General features: G+C 50.7%; 17 protein-coding genes and 1 pseudogene. 13 read left to right on the top strand and 5 right to left on the bottom strand.

Annotated elements, in window-relative coordinates:
- The first annotated feature begins 93 nt into the window (after positions 1-93).
- The 9 genes and pseudogenes from ureA (at position 94) to MDG893_RS21340 (ending at position 5,764) form a co-directional block, all read left to right on the top strand.
- Positions 94-396 (top strand): urease subunit gamma, encoded by a 303-nt coding sequence (gene ureA / locus MDG893_RS05670; RefSeq protein ID WP_007152777.1) that lies wholly within the window; start codon positions 94-96, stop codon positions 394-396.
- A gap of 10 nt (positions 397-406) precedes the next feature.
- Positions 407-721, top strand: coding sequence for an urease subunit beta (locus tag MDG893_RS05665; protein WP_007152776.1), 315 nt, complete (start codon positions 407-409; stop codon positions 719-721).
- Between the two features lie 146 nt (positions 722-867).
- Positions 868-2,571, top strand: a complete 1,704-nt coding sequence (gene ureC / locus MDG893_RS05660) for an urease subunit alpha (protein WP_007152775.1) — start codon at positions 868-870, stop codon at positions 2,569-2,571.
- A 10-nt stretch (positions 2,572-2,581) separates the two neighbouring features.
- Positions 2,582-3,049, top strand: a complete 468-nt coding sequence (gene ureE, locus MDG893_RS05655) for an urease accessory protein UreE (RefSeq protein ID WP_007152774.1) — start codon at positions 2,582-2,584, stop codon at positions 3,047-3,049.
- Positions 3,039-3,734 carry an urease accessory protein UreF gene (locus MDG893_RS05650; protein WP_007152773.1) on the top strand — a complete coding sequence of 232 codons (696 nt, stop codon included), beginning with the start codon at positions 3,039-3,041 and terminating at the stop codon, positions 3,732-3,734. Before ureE ends, MDG893_RS05650 begins: the two co-directional genes overlap by 11 nt.
- Positions 3,735-3,899: 165 nt before the next feature.
- Entirely contained in the window at positions 3,900-4,538 is a 639-nt protein-coding gene (gene ureG, locus MDG893_RS05645) for an urease accessory protein UreG (protein WP_040474328.1), read from the top strand.
- Positions 4,539-4,583: 45 nt separating this feature from the next.
- A complete protein-coding gene (locus MDG893_RS05640; RefSeq protein WP_007152770.1) occupies positions 4,584-5,168 on the top strand; it encodes a HupE/UreJ family protein in 585 nt (194 codons plus the stop codon).
- Between the two features lie 38 nt (positions 5,169-5,206).
- Positions 5,207-5,583: pseudogene (locus MDG893_RS21345) on the top strand (ATP-binding cassette domain-containing protein); the annotation flags it as partial.
- On the top strand, positions 5,552-5,764 hold the full coding sequence (locus MDG893_RS21340; protein ID WP_157132770.1) for a P-loop NTPase family protein: 213 nt from the start codon (positions 5,552-5,554) through the stop codon (positions 5,762-5,764). The pseudogene MDG893_RS21345 and the gene MDG893_RS21340, both read left to right, overlap by 32 nt.
- 10 nt (positions 5,765-5,774) lie before the next feature.
- Here MDG893_RS21340 and MDG893_RS05630 read toward each other — a convergent pair whose 3' ends face one another.
- From MDG893_RS05630 to MDG893_RS05620, 3 genes are all read right to left on the bottom strand, one after another.
- Complete coding sequence (locus tag MDG893_RS05630; RefSeq protein WP_007152768.1) at positions 5,775-8,522, bottom strand: NACHT domain-containing protein; 2,748 nt, start codon at positions 8,520-8,522, stop codon at positions 5,775-5,777.
- A gap of 414 nt (positions 8,523-8,936) precedes the next feature.
- Positions 8,937-9,899 (bottom strand): ImmA/IrrE family metallo-endopeptidase, encoded by a 963-nt coding sequence (locus tag MDG893_RS05625; RefSeq protein WP_007152767.1) that lies wholly within the window; start codon positions 9,897-9,899, stop codon positions 8,937-8,939.
- A 319-nt stretch (positions 9,900-10,218) separates the two neighbouring features.
- On the bottom strand, positions 10,219-11,571 hold the full coding sequence (locus MDG893_RS05620; RefSeq protein ID WP_040474327.1) for a hypothetical protein: 1,353 nt from the start codon (positions 11,569-11,571) through the stop codon (positions 10,219-10,221).
- A gap of 181 nt (positions 11,572-11,752) precedes the next feature.
- On the opposite strand from MDG893_RS05620, the gene MDG893_RS05615 reads away from it, so the two are divergent.
- Positions 11,753-12,106 (top strand): type II toxin-antitoxin system RelE/ParE family toxin, encoded by a 354-nt coding sequence (locus tag MDG893_RS05615; RefSeq protein ID WP_007152765.1) that lies wholly within the window; start codon positions 11,753-11,755, stop codon positions 12,104-12,106.
- A gap of 14 nt (positions 12,107-12,120) precedes the next feature.
- A complete protein-coding gene (locus MDG893_RS05610) occupies positions 12,121-12,432 on the top strand; it encodes a helix-turn-helix domain-containing protein (protein WP_007152764.1) in 312 nt (103 codons plus the stop codon).
- A 167-nt stretch (positions 12,433-12,599) separates the two neighbouring features.
- On the opposite strand, the gene MDG893_RS05605 is transcribed toward MDG893_RS05610, so the two are convergent.
- Positions 12,600-12,920: a hypothetical protein gene (locus MDG893_RS05605; protein ID WP_007152763.1), complete on the bottom strand. Its 321-nt coding sequence runs from the start codon at positions 12,918-12,920 to the stop codon at positions 12,600-12,602.
- Positions 12,921-13,424 (bottom strand): hypothetical protein, encoded by a 504-nt coding sequence (locus MDG893_RS05600; protein WP_007152762.1) that lies wholly within the window; start codon positions 13,422-13,424, stop codon positions 12,921-12,923.
- A 530-nt stretch (positions 13,425-13,954) separates the two neighbouring features.
- On the opposite strand from MDG893_RS05600, the gene MDG893_RS05595 reads away from it, so the two are divergent.
- Together MDG893_RS05595 and MDG893_RS05590 are read left to right on the top strand one after the other, a co-directional pair.
- A complete protein-coding gene (locus MDG893_RS05595; RefSeq protein WP_007152761.1) occupies positions 13,955-15,151 on the top strand; it encodes a tetratricopeptide repeat protein in 1,197 nt (398 codons plus the stop codon).
- Positions 15,152-15,270: 119 nt separating this feature from the next.
- Positions 15,271-15,726, top strand: coding sequence for a metallophosphoesterase family protein (locus tag MDG893_RS05590; RefSeq protein ID WP_007152760.1), 456 nt, complete (start codon positions 15,271-15,273; stop codon positions 15,724-15,726).
- The last annotated feature ends 35 nt before the right edge of the window (positions 15,727-15,761 follow it).

The following is a 15,761-nucleotide window of genomic DNA, read 5'->3' as shown; positions in this document are numbered from 1 at the left end:
TGTTTTTTACGAGCGTACAGGGACGTATTCACAGCGTATCCCGTGCACCCCTTCCCTCCTGCCGAAGAACTCCAGAACCCGAGGAGAACAAAAATGGAATTAACCCCAAGAGACAAAGACAAACTCCTGCTGTTTACAGCAGCTTTGTTAGCCGAACGAAGAAAAGCCAAAGGCCTGAAACTCAATTACCCGGAAGCCGTCGCCTTAATCAGCGCCGAAATCATGGAAGGCGCCCGCGAAGGCCGCACCGTGGCTGAAATGATGACCGCCGGCACCGAAATCCTCACCCGCGACGACGTCATGGAAGGCGTGGCTGACATGGTCGACGAAGTCCAGGTGGAAGCCACCTTCCCGGACGGCACCAAACTCGTCACTGTCCACAACCCCATCGTCTAAGGAGCGCGCCATGATCCCCGGAGAATATGACCTAAAAGGCGGCGACATCGAACTGTGTGAAGGCCGCCAACGCATCACCATCGAAGTGGGCAACACCGGCGACCGTCCCATACAGATCGGTTCCCACTACCACTTCGCCGAAGCCAACCCCGCGCTCGACTTCGACCGCGCCAAAGCCCGCGGCTACCGCCTCGACGTCGCCGCCGGCACCGCCATCCGGTTTGAACCCGGTCAAACCCGCGAAGTGACGTTAATCCCCTTCGCAGGCAAGCGAGAGATTTATGGTTTCCGACAGGAAGTCATGGGCAAATTGGATAAAAACTGATGATTCTGGGAGCGAGTGGGAATGACTTTCCAAAACTGTGCGGAGGCATGGATGCCGGAGCCCAAGCGCCACAAGGATGTGCTTGAGCGTGTTTTGGAAAGTCATTGCCACTTGCTCTGGCTCCCAAAGTTAAAGAGAGGGATAGCATGAAAATCACCAGACAAGCCTATGCAGACATGTACGGCCCCACCACCGGGGACCGAGTCCGCCTGGGCAACACCGAACTGTGGATCCAGGTTGAAAGCGACGCCACCCACTACGGCGATGAAGTAAAATTCGGCGGCGGCAAAGTCATCCGCGATGGCATGGGCCAAAGCCAACGGGCTGATGACACCGTCATGGACACCGTCATCACCAACGCATTGATACTCGATTGGTGGGGCATCGTCAAAGCCGACGTCGGTCTGCAAAATGGCAGAATCGCCGCCATCGGCAAAGCCGGCAACCCAGACACCCAGCCAGACGTCACCATCGTCATCGGCCCCGGCACCGAAATCATCGCCGGTGAAGGCAAAATCCTCACGGCTGGCGGCATCGACGCCCACATCCACTTCATCTGCCCCCAGCAGATTGAAGAAGCCCTGATGAGTGGCATCACCACCATGCTCGGCGGCGGCACCGGCCCGGCCACTGGCTCCAACGCCACCACCTGCACCCCCGGCCCCTGGCACATCGGCAAAATGCTCCAGGCCGTCGACGACATGCCCATGAACATCGGCTTCCTCGGCAAAGGCAACGCCAGCCTGCCAGAGTCCCTCGAACTGCAGATCAAAGCCGGCGCCATGGGCCTCAAACTCCACGAAGACTGGGGTACGACCCCGGCCAGCATCGACAACTGCCTCACCGTAGCGGACAAGTTCGACGTACAGATCGCCATCCACACCGACACCCTCAACGAATCCGGGTTTGTGGAAGATACCCTTGCCGCGTTCAAAGGCCGGTGCATCCACACCTACCATACCGAAGGCGCCGGCGGCGGCCATGCCCCCGACATCATCACCGCCTGCTCCAAAGACTACGTACTGCCGTCCTCCACCAATCCCACACGGCCGTACACCGTCAACACCATCGACGAACACCTCGACATGCTGATGGTCTGCCACCACCTGGACCCCAACATCCCGGAAGACGTGGCCTTCGCCGATTCCCGCATTCGCCGCGAGACGATTGCAGCGGAAGACATCCTCCAGGACATGGGCGTGATCTCCATGATCGCCTCCGACTCCCAGGCCATGGGCCGGGTGGGGGAAGTGGTGTGCCGCACCTGGCAGACCGCCCACAAGATGAAAGTGCAGCGCGGCCTGCTGCCGGACGACGAACAACTGGGCGCCGACAACCTGCGCGCCAAACGCTACATCTCCAAGTACACCATCAACCCCGCCATCACCCACGGCATTGCGCACGAAGTGGGTTCCGTGGAAGTGGGCAAGCTGGCGGACCTGGTGCTGTGGGACCCGGCCTTCTTTGGTGTAAAACCCGCGCTCATTGTGAAAGGTGGGATGATTGCAGCGGCTCCCATGGGCGACCCCAACGCCTCCATCCCCACGCCCCAGCCTGTGCACTACCGCATGATGTTCGGGGCGCTGGGCCGGGCCGCCAGTGCCACTCGCCTGAGCTTTGTCAGCCAGGCCGCGCTGGATGCGGGCATTGGCAAGGAACTGGGGCTGAACAGCACCCTCGCGGCCTGTAAAAACGTGCGCAGCGTTCGCAAGGGCGACCTCAAACTCAACGACGCCTGCCCACACCTGACCGTGGACCCACAAACCTACGAAGTGCACGCCGATGGCGAACTGCTCACCTGCGAGCCCGCCACCGAATTGCCACTGGCGCAGCTATATCATCTTTTTTAAGGACACCAACATGCTAGAACTGACACAGAGAATCGGCCCAGTGGAAACCAGCGAAATCCACGACCACCTGACGCTGCCCTTCGAATTGCGCATGCGCGGCCGCCTGCGCGCCAAAACCGACACCGGCTACGACGTTGGCCTGTTTCTCGACCGCGGCCCCGTGCTGCGAGAAGGCGAATTCCTGCAGGCGGAAAGCGGCGAAGTTATCCGCATCCGCGCGGCGGACGAACCCGTGGTCACCGCCCGCATCGAACCCGGCCTGCCTTTGGCCCGGTTGTGCTACCACCTCGGTAACCGACACGTAGCTCTCCAGATCGGCGCCGACGAGCAAGCCGGTTGGGTACGCTTCCCGCCGGACCACGTACTGGAAGAACTCGCCGAACGCCTGGGCGCCACGCTGGAACACCACCGCGCCCCGTTTGACCCCGAACCCGGCGCATACTCAGAGAAAAAACATGACCACGCTCATGCTCACTGACAGCAACCAGACCGCCGTCGGCGACCTGTCCCTGCTGGGCCTGATGCAACTGGTCAGCCCCGCACTGCCCATCGGCGCCTTCGCCTGGTCCCAGGGCCTGGAAAGCGCTTTCGAACTGGGCTGGGTGAACAACGAAGACCAACTGGGCGACTGGCTGGAAGGCGTACTGGAAGACGGCCTCACCCGCTGCGAGCTGCCTTTGCTGGTACGCCTGCAAACCGCCTGGGCGACCAATGACAGCACCGCGTTGACCGATTGGAACCAATGGCTCCACGCCACACGCGAAACCGCGGAACTGAGCGACGAAGACACTCGCCTGGGCTCCGCACTTGTTCGCCTGCTCGGCAGCCTGGAACTGCTGCCACCGGGAGGCCGAATGCCGGAAGACCCCGGCTACGTCACCGTCTTCGCCTGGGCTGCCCACATGCGCCACGTACCCGTGCGCCAAACCCTGCTCGGCTTCGCCTGGGCCTGGCTGGAAAACCAACTCGCCGTCGCCTGCAAAGCCATGCCCCTGGGCCACACCGCCGCCCAACGGCTGACCGAACGGTTACGCCCAAAACTGGTACACGCCGTCGACCAGGCACTGACGCTGGAAGACAACGAACTCGGCCCGGTACTGCCCGGCCTCGCGCTCGCAAGCGCACACCATGAAACCCAGTATTCACGGCTTTTCAGAAGCTGAACATTACTCCGATGATCGGGGAGGCAAGTAGGCAACCCTTTTTGAAAATGTGCGGAGCCATGGATGGCGGAGCCCAAGCGCACATGGATGTGCTTGAAGCGTTTTTCAAAAAGGGTTGCCTACTTGCTGACCTTCTCGGAACAAGACAAGAAGAGGAGATAACCAATGAAACATTGTCTGAGAGTAGGAGTCGGCGGCCCAGTCGGCTCAGGTAAAACCGCCTTGCTGCGCCAACTCTGCAAAGCCCTAAAAGACCACTACGACATTGCTGTGGTCACTAATGACATATACACCCGTGAGGATGCGGACTTCTTATTGAAACACGAGGCCCTTCCAGCCGACCGCATCCTCGGCGTGGAAACCGGCGGCTGCCCCCATACCGCCATCCGCGAGGATGCGAGCATGAACCTCGCCGCCATCGACGACCTGCAAAGCCGACACCCCAACCTGGAACTGGTGCTGGTCGAATCCGGCGGCGACAACCTCTCCGCCACCTTCAGCCCGGAGCTGTCTGACCTCACCCTGTACGTCATCGACGTATCCGCCGGCGACAAAATCCCAAGAAAAGGCGGCCCCGGCATCACCAAATCCGACCTGTTGATCATCAACAAAATCGACATCGCCGAACAGGTACACGCCTCCCTGGATGTGATGGACCGGGACTCCAAGAAAATGCGCGGCGAACGCCCTTTTGTATTCACCAACCTGTACGACGGGGTAGGACTGGAAACCATCATCAGCTTCATCCTCGAGCGCGGCATGCTGCCGGAACGACGCCCGAACAAAGTGGCAGAAACCGCCTGACACCGAACCACAAACCCCGAATTCAGCAACACAAGGAAGAACACCATGAACCAGACAACCAAACTCCTCATGGCCGCCGGCCTGCTACTCACCGCCACCACCGCAGCCGCCCACACCGGCCACGGCGCACACGCTGAAAGCGGCTTCCTAAGCGGCCTGTTGCACCCGATGCTGGGCCTGGATCATTTGTTGGCCATGGCGGCTATTGGATTCTGGAGTGTGCGCCAGAGCAAAGTCATGAAAAATGCAACCCCAGCCTTCGTGATTGGCGGCATGATCTTAGGCGCCGTCCTGGCGTGGGCCGGCTTGAGCGTGCCCGGCGTTGAAACCGGCATCACCTTCTCGGTACTGGTTGCAGGCATCCTCATCGCCACTCTGGCCAAGCTGCCCACCGCTGTAGGTGGCACACTTGTAGGCGCATTCATGCTGTTCCACGGCTTTGCCCACGGTACAGAAATGCCCGCAGGCGCGACGCTTGCGGCATACCTGGCCGGTTTCTCGATCGCTACTCTCGCTATAACTCTGGTTGGGCGTGGGCTGGGTAGCTTGATGCTGAAGGCAGATAGCCGGTTTAGTCGTGGCGTTGGTGGTGTGCTGGCGGTTGCGGGGGCGTATTTGGCAGCAGCATAAGATATAAAGCCGTTCTTTTGCGCTTTTAGTGCGGGGGCGGCAGCAAGAGAATCCCCGAGTGGGTGTATGAGCTGTTTCCGGTACTGAAGGAAATGGAAAACCGCCGCCGCGGCGGCCTCTCCGGCGGCCAGCAACAGCAACTGGCCATCGGCCGGGCATTGGTGATCGAGCTCAGGCTGCTGATTCTGGATGAGCCGGGGGAGAGCATTCAGCCGAATATTGTGGCGCAGATTGGGAAGGTTATTCGTCGGCTTATTAAAGAAGATGGACTCACGTTTTCTTGGTTGAGCAGAAGTTGCCGTTTGCGCGGAAGTATGCGGATCGGTTTGCGATTATGGATCGGGGGAGGAGGGTTGCCGATGGGGGAATTGGTAAGTTGTCTGATGAACTTATCAAGAAGCATTATACGGTATAACGACCTGCAAAGCCGACACCCCAATCTGAAACTGGTCCTAGTGGAAGCCGGCGGCGACAATTTCTCCGACACGTTCAACGCCGAACGGTCGGATCTCACCCTCTACCGCATCGATGTCTCCGCCGTGGGTACCGCCCGCCAATCGCCAAGCTGGCAGGCCAGGGCGATCACCTCCTTTTAAACCAGATTAATTACTCGTCTAGTAACAGCTCGATTTTTGATCTCGGCTCATTTTTTGATGCGCTACTCGAGGGTCCCTTTGAAAGTCTGGTGTTAGGTACATATGCAATTCTTATTACACCCCAATTAGGAACTAGATCGCTTTGTATTGAGTGAATTGTAAACAGCCTTGATAGGCAGAGAATAGACTTGTAAAAGAAGTTAACCCCGGAATTCGACTGCAAGGAGACAAATATGCTAATTAAGTTTTCAACTATTAAAGATTCAATTTCAGCTATTCCCTGAAACTCAATCTCTGTCAAATCCTCAAAAATATTGTTAAAATTTCTTGTTGCATCCGGGTTAATTTCTTTGAAATTGTTACCAAGGAGCATGGTAGTTATACTGTGATCTCTTTGCAACTTTGCTCTAAAAGTAGGATCACTAAAAAAATTGTTTACAATGATATGGAATTTTTGTTCACATAGGTCGAGACAGTTACTGTTTAGGTCTTTTGAAAAATTCCTTTCGTTGTTTGTTATTAGAATGCTTGGGTTCCAGATTTCAAAGACCAGATCAATGACTTGATCAATGGACTCGATGAATGGCTTTGTTAATGGGTTCGTCTTATTAATCTTTATAAATAGCTTGCTAATAATTTTATCTGAATTGCCTCGGATTTTTTTCTTTATATCATTAAAAATATCAAGATTTGAGTTATAGATGAAAAACGATTTTTCATGAAACAATACTGAGTCATCGTATATGGTGTTCTTTGCCATCTCAAATGATGGAAGTGTAAAATACCCTCTACTGTCTGCGTATATGCTGTTAATGTTGTCAAGTAAAGATTTGATCTGACTTGGTCGCAGGCCAACTAAAAGGCCATTTTCCGATTTGTTTTTTTTGTTTAACCTAATAAGTGGTATTGACTCATTAAACCGAAGCGGTCTTTTTGATAGAGGGTCGGAAAATTTCAGGAGGTTAAGCTTAAGGTATAGTTTAATTTCACTATATTTTGATTTGTCATCGTTTTTTATTTTTTCAATATATAAACTAAGATTTTCTGTGTTTTCTCTAGATAGTCCATTTCTTTCAGTTGTTTGTGAAAAACAAAAAAGGTCAATACAGGACTTTATTGACTTTTCATTAGTGTCAATATTTTCTGTTAGATAACTAAAAACCTTGTCGGGATCGTTGATATGGTAAGTTAAGTAGTAGAAAATTTCTGAATACTCATGGCTCAATGACAGCTCTATTGTTTCTTTGAAGTTTTCGTCATTTAAGCTGGAGAAAAGATGTTCGGCACAGAGGTATTCAAGGTAGCACCTATTAACGAACCGAAATTTAATATTGTCATCCCTGATGATTAGCCCTGATTTATCAAAAAAGCTAACTACATCCCAATAGTCATTGATTTGGTGTTGGCATTCGGGTTTGTTTGTTTCAATTTTCTTGTTTACCAATTTCTTTATGTCCAGCTTACTGGAATCACAAATCGTAAGATAAGCCATGTAGGAAAGTATATCTTGCATTCGGTCCTTGAATTTTTCTCCTACTCCTGTTGATCTTCTCTCTATTATCTCCTTTATAATCTCTTTTATTAGCTCCGGTTTGTTGTTTGGTAGCTGTTTGTTATCAGAGTCTAGCTGAACCATCAACGTTAAAAATAGTGGATTGCTAGCTAGCTCAATAGTTGTGTTGTTAGTGATTCTCCTGACAAAGTCTCTAGTTTCTATTCTTGACGCAATTTTATTCTTAGATGGAGAAAAAAGCCTATGGAGATTGAAGGAAAGTTCTTCTATTTGATTTTCTCTGAATGGTAATAGTTCAAAAAAATCTGAATGTCCAGAAGGAACTCGATTCCACTCCCTAAAACTAGAAGGCCGGCCGGTTATCAGTACCCTCCATCTGCTTAATGGAACGTGTTGATTCGTAAAGTCCAAAATCATGTTTCTTCGATTTAGATCTTTTAGTTCGTCCAGTCCGTCAATAACTAATAGACATCTAGCGCTAGTTGTTTTGTATATCTTATTCCAAGATATTAACTTTCTATTTACTCTTCTGCGACTGGCTTTGTATTCTAAGCAGCGTTCGATCGTTATTGGTAGGCGGTATTCTTTGTTGTTGAAAATAAGGAAATCAATCAGACTTCCGTTGCCAATTTCTGTAATACTATTATCAATGTCAGTTGCATCAATAGAATATATTGTTTCAAATACTTCGCTCGCTTCATTTGAGAAATAGTTCGCCACATAGGCACATAAGTTCGATTTTCCAAAGCCAGCAGCACCTCTAAGGAATACTATTTTCTTCGAAGATTTTTCTAATAAAGATAGCAGGGGGTCAATCGAAGCTTCGTGGTCTTCCACGATATCAATGTCTTCTCTCAATGACATCATATGATGCTCAGAGTCTAGGTCGTAAGGAGATGTTTTTTTTACATCTGGTCTTACATAAATTTTCTCTGGAAAATTAAGGCTATTTAGTTTTTCCGCTTGGCTTTCGTCAATTTTGTTATGATCTATGCTTATTTTTATCGGGCTTAGGTTGGATATATTTCTTTTTAATTCCTGAGCGGACCCTCTGGATGGCAAGCTCTTTATTATAATGATATAAGCATAAGCAATTGAGTCAAGTAGTCTATATTTTGAGTGATATTTCTTATAAAAACTCGGGAAAATAATCAATGCAGCCGTCGAGGAGCTTAAAATGGCTAACAAAGGTCCAGCTAATTCATTGTTGAAAATCAGTTCCATGATCTCAAGTATAGCATCCATCACTTTGGTGGCACCTATATATTAGTTTCGTGTTTTTTTGCTGGTTACCTAGGTGCTTTTTTCGATATCTAGAGAGTTTTATATGTTTAAGAATCTCGTGTTCACCTAGAGCGATATTTTGACTTACGCATGAAGCAAAGACTACGCTTAAAAGGCCCTTAGATCTTTCCATCCTACCCAACCCCTAAAACTATAGCAGAATGTTTGCTATCTGCCTTATAAAGGCTCTGGGGCCGCACCCATGGTAAATTACAAAAAAGGGAACTAAAAAACTGGGACAGATTTATTTTCCCGCTTTCTCTGATGGCCTAGAGTTAAGTTGAGTCGCTACCAACGCTCCACACTTCGGTCGATCTTCCCGCGGTATCTAATCCGCCTGCTCACTAGTAGTGTCGGTTACTGACCTTGACCCCCTCACACTAAGCCAAGCTCCTCAATCCTGATTGCCATTGCTTCCGTTGAAACATGAAACTGGTTTGCCAAAGACACAAAGTGTTCAAAATTAAAATGTTCAGTTGAGGCAAGTAGTCGGGCGAGTTCCCGACGAGTTCTATATTTTCTGGCAAGTTCGTTTGCATTCTTGAATCCTAGAGCAAATGCTGTCTCCGAGGTGATCTCAAACGGGCGAGTGTGGAAAATTTCAAGAAAACGCACCACAACAAGGTTTTCCGGCATCAAGAAATAGGTTGCAAATCTATCGGCCTCTCTTTCTTTCTGTTCTCGTCGAGGGCGTTGGAAGTCCTCTGGTCGATCACGATGCATTGTGCCCTGCAGGTCATGCAGGGCGGCGTGACCGATCTCGTGGGCTGCTGTAAAACGCCTCATTTTGGATTTGAACTGAGAGGAGATATAAATCGCTTTTGCACTATCGTCTATAAGGCCGGCAACATTTGCATCACCATCACTGGTCTGGTGAATTCCTATGCCTGACTCTTCGTGATAGCTGAACCCGAGAAGACTGGCTACGACCTTTGGATCAAGCATTTCAACGGGGTCTTTCGGCACCGTACTGCCCCAAATGGCCTTGCGTTTTACCCAAATGTGGCGATGCAAAGTCGTCACGATTTTCTGAATATCTTTGTCGGAGTAGGTTTGTTTCTTTGCGGTTTTATAGGGTAGGGGGGTAACTGCCAAGCCCGCATTCATCCCCTCAGACTGAGCTTTGGGATCGAACTCGATTTGCGATTCCTCGTTATCCACGAAGAGGTAAGGGTTGTGGAACACTCCTGGGTTCGGGGCTGAAGCAGAAGCCCGACTTGAGCGATGGAGTTTTTTCTCTTCCTTCTCGTAGCCTTGCTCCAGCTCTTCAATGTGGGCGTACTGGTTCCGATAGGCCTCGCGACTCATGGAAAGCATTACTGAACGAGCTTTAGACATTCGATGTTCCTCAGCTTCTGAAGTCTCGTTGACTCCCTGAATTTAAGCGAAGGCGATCTTTCACAGAGGACGAGTCTTCGCGATACCGCAATGCCGCTGGATGTTCTCCATCAGGGCTTTCTGGTGATTAATTAATCAGTTTTTTCAGTATAACAGGATATAGTGGTCTTTGAATAAGAAGAGAGCTATTGATTACTCGCTACATAAAGTAGAAATCAATGGTAGAACAGTTGCATAGGGTAAAAATAGCGCTCAATCAGGTGTTTGTGTGTGATTCGTCAATACACTAGATGTAGTGGTGGATCCCTCTTTCGGTAAACTAGGACAGATCTGTCTTTTCTAATGTCACTTCTTCATGAGTTTTCGGCTCACTTTCAGTTCTAGTGATCTTAGGAGGCGGAGGTGTCCAAGCCTTCAACAACTGCCCAGCCGCCTGATAAAAATGCGGCACAGCCTTCTCCAACTCCTCCACAAACACCTTCCGCCCACTGAATTTCCCGGCAAGATCCACCTCGTAAACCACTTCCAGCGTTGTAGCGGCAGTGTTGGAGGTATCTGATTCCAACAATTCCGGCGAATCCCGCAGGTCTTTCAGTGCCTGGTAGGTTGTTTCTGCTTTGCCGGGCCTGGTGGCGCGGATGAAGAATCCGGCGGGTTCTGTCTTCTTCAGTTGTCGCAGAAGCCAGTTCACTCTGGCTTTGGTGCTCTGTTTGTCCTTCGGTGCCGTCAGGCGCATGGAGCAGTAAATCATTCGCCGCTGAAGGTCTGCGGTTACTTCTAGGTCCGCCGCTGCGTTGATGATTTGGAGTGCGCAGTTCAGTGCCGGTGTTTTGCAGAATGCATCGGCATCGTCCTTCAGGCGCTTGGCAGGGTCCAGGCGGTGGTCGTTTTTCAGTTTCAGGGAAACGTCGCTGCCGGTCAGCCGGGACATGATCAGGCAAAGGTCCCGTTGTTCCTGGTGCCAGGCGGCGATGGTGTTCTGTACCTCATCACTGGTTTTGGCCAGCGTGGCGTTGCTTTTCACTTTGTTGACGACGTCTTTCCACTCGGCATTCATCTGGTCGAAATGGCTGATGCCGGAGCGGTCGCTTTCAAGGTAGCGCAGTATTTCGCTGAGGATGAATACCTGGTCCTCATCTTCAACGCCGTCGTTTTTGAGCAGTAGCTGGCACTGGGTGCGGATGAATGCCCACGACCAGTGGTAGAGCGCTACGGATTTGGTGGCGTTTTTCGGGAGCTTTACCGGGTGGTGAGTCGGCAGCGCGGCGAACTGGTTGGTGATGGTGATTACGGCATCCAATTTATGATTCTTTGCTTGCTGGAGGTAGCGCGATACCTGTTCCTCGCCAATGGTGTCGTTGCCGACCTTGGCTTCTATTAACGCACGCCATTCACGCCTGCCAGTGCGAAGAATCAGGAGGCCGTCTGGTCGGTCTTTATTTTTGACCGCTTTCTTGTCCTCGTTCTGGAATACCGGCTCTATCAATGCCTCAAGGGTGGCGTTGGTGCCAACGCGCACTCCCACAGATTTCAGCAGGGACTGTCGCAGTTCAAGAACGGAGCGCAGACCGGACAAGATTACGGAGACGGATTTCTGTTCCCTGGCGCTGTCTGGCGTTACGGGGATTAGGCGTGCTGGCTCTCCGCCAGTGAGGAAGTCGGGACGGGGCATCGCTGGGCGCTCCATGCTTCTATTTGTTTTAGTTTCCTAACTAAGACTAGCAGTTATTCAGGGTTATGCCTGTTTGTTGGGCGTTCAATTGTAAAACGGTGAAAAAGATGATGGATCAGTATAAGGCTGGCAGAGTAGTACTTATTTAGGTACGCTTGGCTTTCGCCAAGGAAGGGGTTGTATGACAAGGAAAACGGTTAACGTCGTATTTTACAGAACAGCCAGTGGTCGAGAGCCGGTCAAAGAGTGGTTGCTGAAACTGGATAAGGATGATCGTTCCGTGATTGGGACGGACCTGAAAACGCTGGAATATGGCTGGCCACTGGGAATGCCCTTGGTGAGGGGCTTCTCGGGTAAAGCCAATTCAGACTTGTGGGAGGTTCGCAGCGATCTCTCTAACAGTCGGATTGCACGAGTCATATTCACGATGTTTCGCGGCGATATGGTGTTGCTGAGCGGCTTTATCAAAAAGACTCAGAAAACACCGGATCAAGAGTTGGCGAAGGCAAGGGATCGAAAGAGAGATCTTGTTTGAATGGGAGCAATGAAATGACACAGCATAAGCACGTTGGCAGCTCTCTTGATGATCTGCTTGAGTCTGATGGCACACTTGAGCAAGCAGAAGCCGAGGCGCTGAAGCGGGTAATTGTCTGGCAGATTCAGCAGGCTATGGGGCACACCGGCGTAAATAAATCCCAGCTTGCCCGGAAAATGCATACCAGCCGAACGGTGGTTAACCGCCTTCTTGATGAGAAGGATACCGGTGTAACCATCACAACGCTTGTTAAAGCGGGGCGCGCTTTGGGGATGACCTGGACTTTGCAGGCCGATGAGGATAACGGCTCTCCTCGCGCGGCTTGAGTGAGGTGGGGAATTTGCGGGAAAACCGGGACAGATCTATTTGCGCGAATGTTATTGACTGTTAAACACCCGCAGCACTAGTGAAATCCCGGCAAGGTAGTTCTGAAAACAGTCCCATATGGGGCTGCTTTCCGTATAAACGATGTAAAAATGGGACAGTGAAAACGCTACACGCCTTGCGCTGCCATTTTGAACTCCAACGCCATGTTGTACGCGGCTCCACGCAAACATATGACGTATTGCTCTTTATTTTCCTGGAGTGTTTTCAGGAATTTCGACCGCACTTCTTTCTTCAGCCATTTGAAAGGTGCTTTTCCTGGTGCCAGTGGCTCGGGAATGTAGCGCATCGCCTCACTGCACTCGCCAGATTCGGCAACGAGTTTGTACGTGAGGTTGAACAGTTCTTCATTCGGGTGCCTGCTATTGGCCTGCGTACCGAAAAGGGCCACCAGAAACTCTTTCAGGTGCTCTCGATTGTATATATCCATTTATCTCTCCCTGATGCTTTTCGCCACCTCTTTGTAGCGCGCGTCTTTTCCTTTGACGACAATGTGATGAATAGCCACTCGGTCAAAAATGTAGATATGCCCAAGACCGTGGGTCTCGCTATAACCTCCCAGTATGTCGAATGAGCCGAGAGAATCTTTGTAAACTGTATGGTGGGGTATATCGAAGGCTTCCCGTTGCTTGACCGCCATATCCCGAAGTTCGGAAGATAGCGATGGCCGAACATCTTCAATGAACAACGCACGAATGAATTGTTCAGCATTACCGGACAGGTCGACGCCAGGGTAGAAAGCCTCGGCATCGACTATTTCGTGAGACATCGCCCAGTCCTTGTATTTGAAGATGAGAGTGGTACTGGTATGGGAGATCAGTTCAGGTTCGGGATAATCCAATGCGAGGTCTTGTGACAAGACGAGGTTGCCGGCCATGCAGCCTGTAGCGAACAGGCACAAGGCGAGCAGGGGAACGATGAAGATCCTTTTCATGTCGGGTTCCTTCTCAGTGACTTGGCAGGAATATACGGGCACTCCCTTTTGAGCGCAACCTGTCGAAAACCTGGGCAGGTGTTCTGATCGGGAAGTCGGGACAGATTTATTTTCCCTGCTTTTTCAGTGTCTGAAAGCCAACTCGAGTCACTACCAACAGTCTCTCTGGTTTGGTTAACATCGGCTTCCACTGCATAGAACGGATTCTGTGCTTTAAAAGCAAGGAGAAGCTGATGCCAAGACAGGCTAGGGTGATTGTTTTTTACAGGCTCGTTTTAACTCTCACTCTGTGCGGAGGCTGGAATGTTTCTTAGAATACAGCCAGAATAGCTTGGCATATTACTTACCGAACTGCTGCCTCGAAAATGATCTAAGATAGTTACATCAACCGGATTGATATTTAATTTAGGGAAAGAATAATGAAATGTGGCCGTTTTGATACTCAACACCGTGCTAATAGAATACATAAAGTCACTTGCTTCATAATTTTTATTCTATCCTACGTATGCAGCAGTTCCTCATATGCTGGTATGGATGAAGCGGAAAAAGCGATAGGTGAGAAGAACTATTCTGAAGCCTTTCGCCTACTCTCCTTAGAGGACGAACCAGGGGCTAAAGCAAATTACTATCTCGGGTTGCTGAATTATTACGGCCTGGGTGTTGAAAAGAATACCCAGCGTGGCTTGGAGTTGTTAAAAAAATCAGGTGAAAAGGCATTCAAGCCTGCGATGGTTAAGCTCGTTGAGATCTACAAGGAGTCTTATCAAACAGATGTTGTCAGCCGAGTTGGCATGGCCTTTTGGATTTCAAATCTGGCTGATACTGAAGATCCCTATTGGCAGCGTGAACTCGCTGCGTTGTATCGACTTGGCATAGGAGTAGAAAAAGATCAGACGGCGTCATTTCTGATGATTGCCCAGGCAGCACTCAATAATTATGGGCCGGCGATGTTAGATATGTACTACGCCTACAACCGTGGACTTGGCACTGATAAAGACAAAGAGCAAGCATTGAAGTGGTTGCGAGGCGCAGCCAGTAGAGGGGTCGAAGGAGCGCAAGCTTTATGGGAGAAAGAAAATGGCGTTATAAATTATCAGACGCTAGTCTCCAAAAACCCTTCTGCTCCGATGGTCGTCATTAACTACTCTCTGGCATGCAAGCATTGCCTGGACTTCTTGAATGATGAGTTACGCTATTATCTGGATCAGGCCGAACAAGGTCGTTTGTCTATCGTTCTGCGTGAAGTGCCATTTCGATTGCGCACTGAAAGCCCGAATCGATTCGGCGACCCTACACAGGACATAATAACCCCGTCCTTTTACCTCCATTGCATACGGTCCAAAAAGGGTGCTGCAACAGTAGCCGGTGCTTTGGTAAAGCTTGCCGCTACCGCTGAAGAAAATATTTTGCCAATGCAGGATGGTTCCGATGTGCTTGACTGGCGCATTTTAGGGCATCCGACAGATGGCTCGGCTATAAGAAATTTTCAATCAAAAAACGACATGTACGAATCATTGCTTCGTGCCTACTCAGTTGACGTTTCCGAATGTAATCCCCAGCATTATTCAGAATATGTCGAAAATATTGTAAATGCGAACGGAGGGGTATCAGCCAATACATTTGAGTTTAATGGTAAGGAGTATGCTCACAACATATTTAAACCTACATCGGAGCCAGTATCGGAGAAACTTCGCCGGGACGTCGAGCTGTATGTATCGAATAACTGAACAGACTTTGGATTTGTCATCCCCCATTCTGCGGAAAACCGGGACGGATGTATTTGCCTAGAGAATGCATACCAGCTGAGGAAAGCGCGGAAGACAGAGACGTGGTAAGGGGCGGACGCATGGAAATCGGTGTAATCGCAGATACCCACAGTAAGATCCGCCCCGAGGCTCTTGAGGTGTTGAAGGGCTCGGATCTGATCCTCCATGCCGGGGATGTGGGACGGGATGAGGTTCTGGATGCGTTGGAGGCGATCGCGCCGGTGGTAGCGATCCGTGGCAATATCGACAAAGCAGGTCGCGCAGCCACGCTTTCCGATGTCCAGGATATGGAATTCCTCGGCCACGCCTTCCACATGCTCCACGATGTCAAAGCCCTCCAAATCGATCCGCAGGGCCGTTACCGCGTGGTCATCGCCGGCCATTCCCACAAACCCCGTAATGAGTGGATTGGCGATGTGCTTTACTTCAATCCAGGTGGCGCCGGTCCCCGGCGTTTTATACTTCCGATAACGGTGGGGCGCCTGCATGTGAGTGAAGACGGTGTGGTTGGTGAGATTATCGAGTTGCCGGTTTGATCGGGTGGGGAAACCATGACAGATTTACTGTCACC

Source organism: Marinobacter algicola DG893 (genome assembly GCF_000170835.1).
GTDB classification, from domain to species: domain Bacteria; phylum Pseudomonadota; class Gammaproteobacteria; order Pseudomonadales; family Oleiphilaceae; genus Marinobacter; species Marinobacter algicola.
This window is presented reverse-complemented; position numbering and strand designations above follow the sequence as displayed.

What these genes read in the sequence shown, in the direction of transcription:
- ureA (WP_007152777.1), top strand. Translation starts at nt 94, where the DNA reads ATGGAATTAACCCCAAGAGACAAAGACAAACTCCTGCTGTTTACAGCA.
- MDG893_RS05665 (WP_007152776.1), top strand. Translation starts at nt 407, where the DNA reads ATGATCCCCGGAGAATATGACCTAAAAGGCGGCGACATCGAACTGTGT.
- ureC (WP_007152775.1), top strand. Translation starts at nt 868, where the DNA reads ATGAAAATCACCAGACAAGCCTATGCAGACATGTACGGCCCCACCACC.
- ureE (WP_007152774.1), top strand. Translation starts at nt 2,582, where the DNA reads ATGCTAGAACTGACACAGAGAATCGGCCCAGTGGAAACCAGCGAAATC.
- MDG893_RS05650 (WP_007152773.1), top strand. Translation starts at nt 3,039, where the DNA reads ATGCTCACTGACAGCAACCAGACCGCCGTCGGCGACCTGTCCCTGCTG.
- ureG (WP_040474328.1), top strand. Translation starts at nt 3,900, where the DNA reads ATGAAACATTGTCTGAGAGTAGGAGTCGGCGGCCCAGTCGGCTCAGGT.
- MDG893_RS05640 (WP_007152770.1), top strand. Translation starts at nt 4,584, where the DNA reads ATGAACCAGACAACCAAACTCCTCATGGCCGCCGGCCTGCTACTCACC.
- MDG893_RS21340 (WP_157132770.1), top strand. Translation starts at nt 5,552, where the DNA reads ATGAACTTATCAAGAAGCATTATACGGTATAACGACCTGCAAAGCCGA.
- MDG893_RS05630 (WP_007152768.1), bottom strand. Translation starts at nt 8,522, where the DNA reads ATGGATGCTATACTTGAGATCATGGAACTGATTTTCAACAATGAATTA.
- MDG893_RS05625 (WP_007152767.1), bottom strand. Translation starts at nt 9,899, where the DNA reads ATGTCTAAAGCTCGTTCAGTAATGCTTTCCATGAGTCGCGAGGCCTAT.
- MDG893_RS05620 (WP_040474327.1), bottom strand. Translation starts at nt 11,571, where the DNA reads ATGCCCCGTCCCGACTTCCTCACTGGCGGAGAGCCAGCACGCCTAATC.
- MDG893_RS05615 (WP_007152765.1), top strand. Translation starts at nt 11,753, where the DNA reads ATGACAAGGAAAACGGTTAACGTCGTATTTTACAGAACAGCCAGTGGT.
- MDG893_RS05610 (WP_007152764.1), top strand. Translation starts at nt 12,121, where the DNA reads ATGACACAGCATAAGCACGTTGGCAGCTCTCTTGATGATCTGCTTGAG.
- MDG893_RS05605 (WP_007152763.1), bottom strand. Translation starts at nt 12,920, where the DNA reads ATGGATATATACAATCGAGAGCACCTGAAAGAGTTTCTGGTGGCCCTT.
- MDG893_RS05600 (WP_007152762.1), bottom strand. Translation starts at nt 13,424, where the DNA reads ATGAAAAGGATCTTCATCGTTCCCCTGCTCGCCTTGTGCCTGTTCGCT.
- MDG893_RS05595 (WP_007152761.1), top strand. Translation starts at nt 13,955, where the DNA reads ATGGATGAAGCGGAAAAAGCGATAGGTGAGAAGAACTATTCTGAAGCC.
- MDG893_RS05590 (WP_007152760.1), top strand. Translation starts at nt 15,271, where the DNA reads ATGGAAATCGGTGTAATCGCAGATACCCACAGTAAGATCCGCCCCGAG.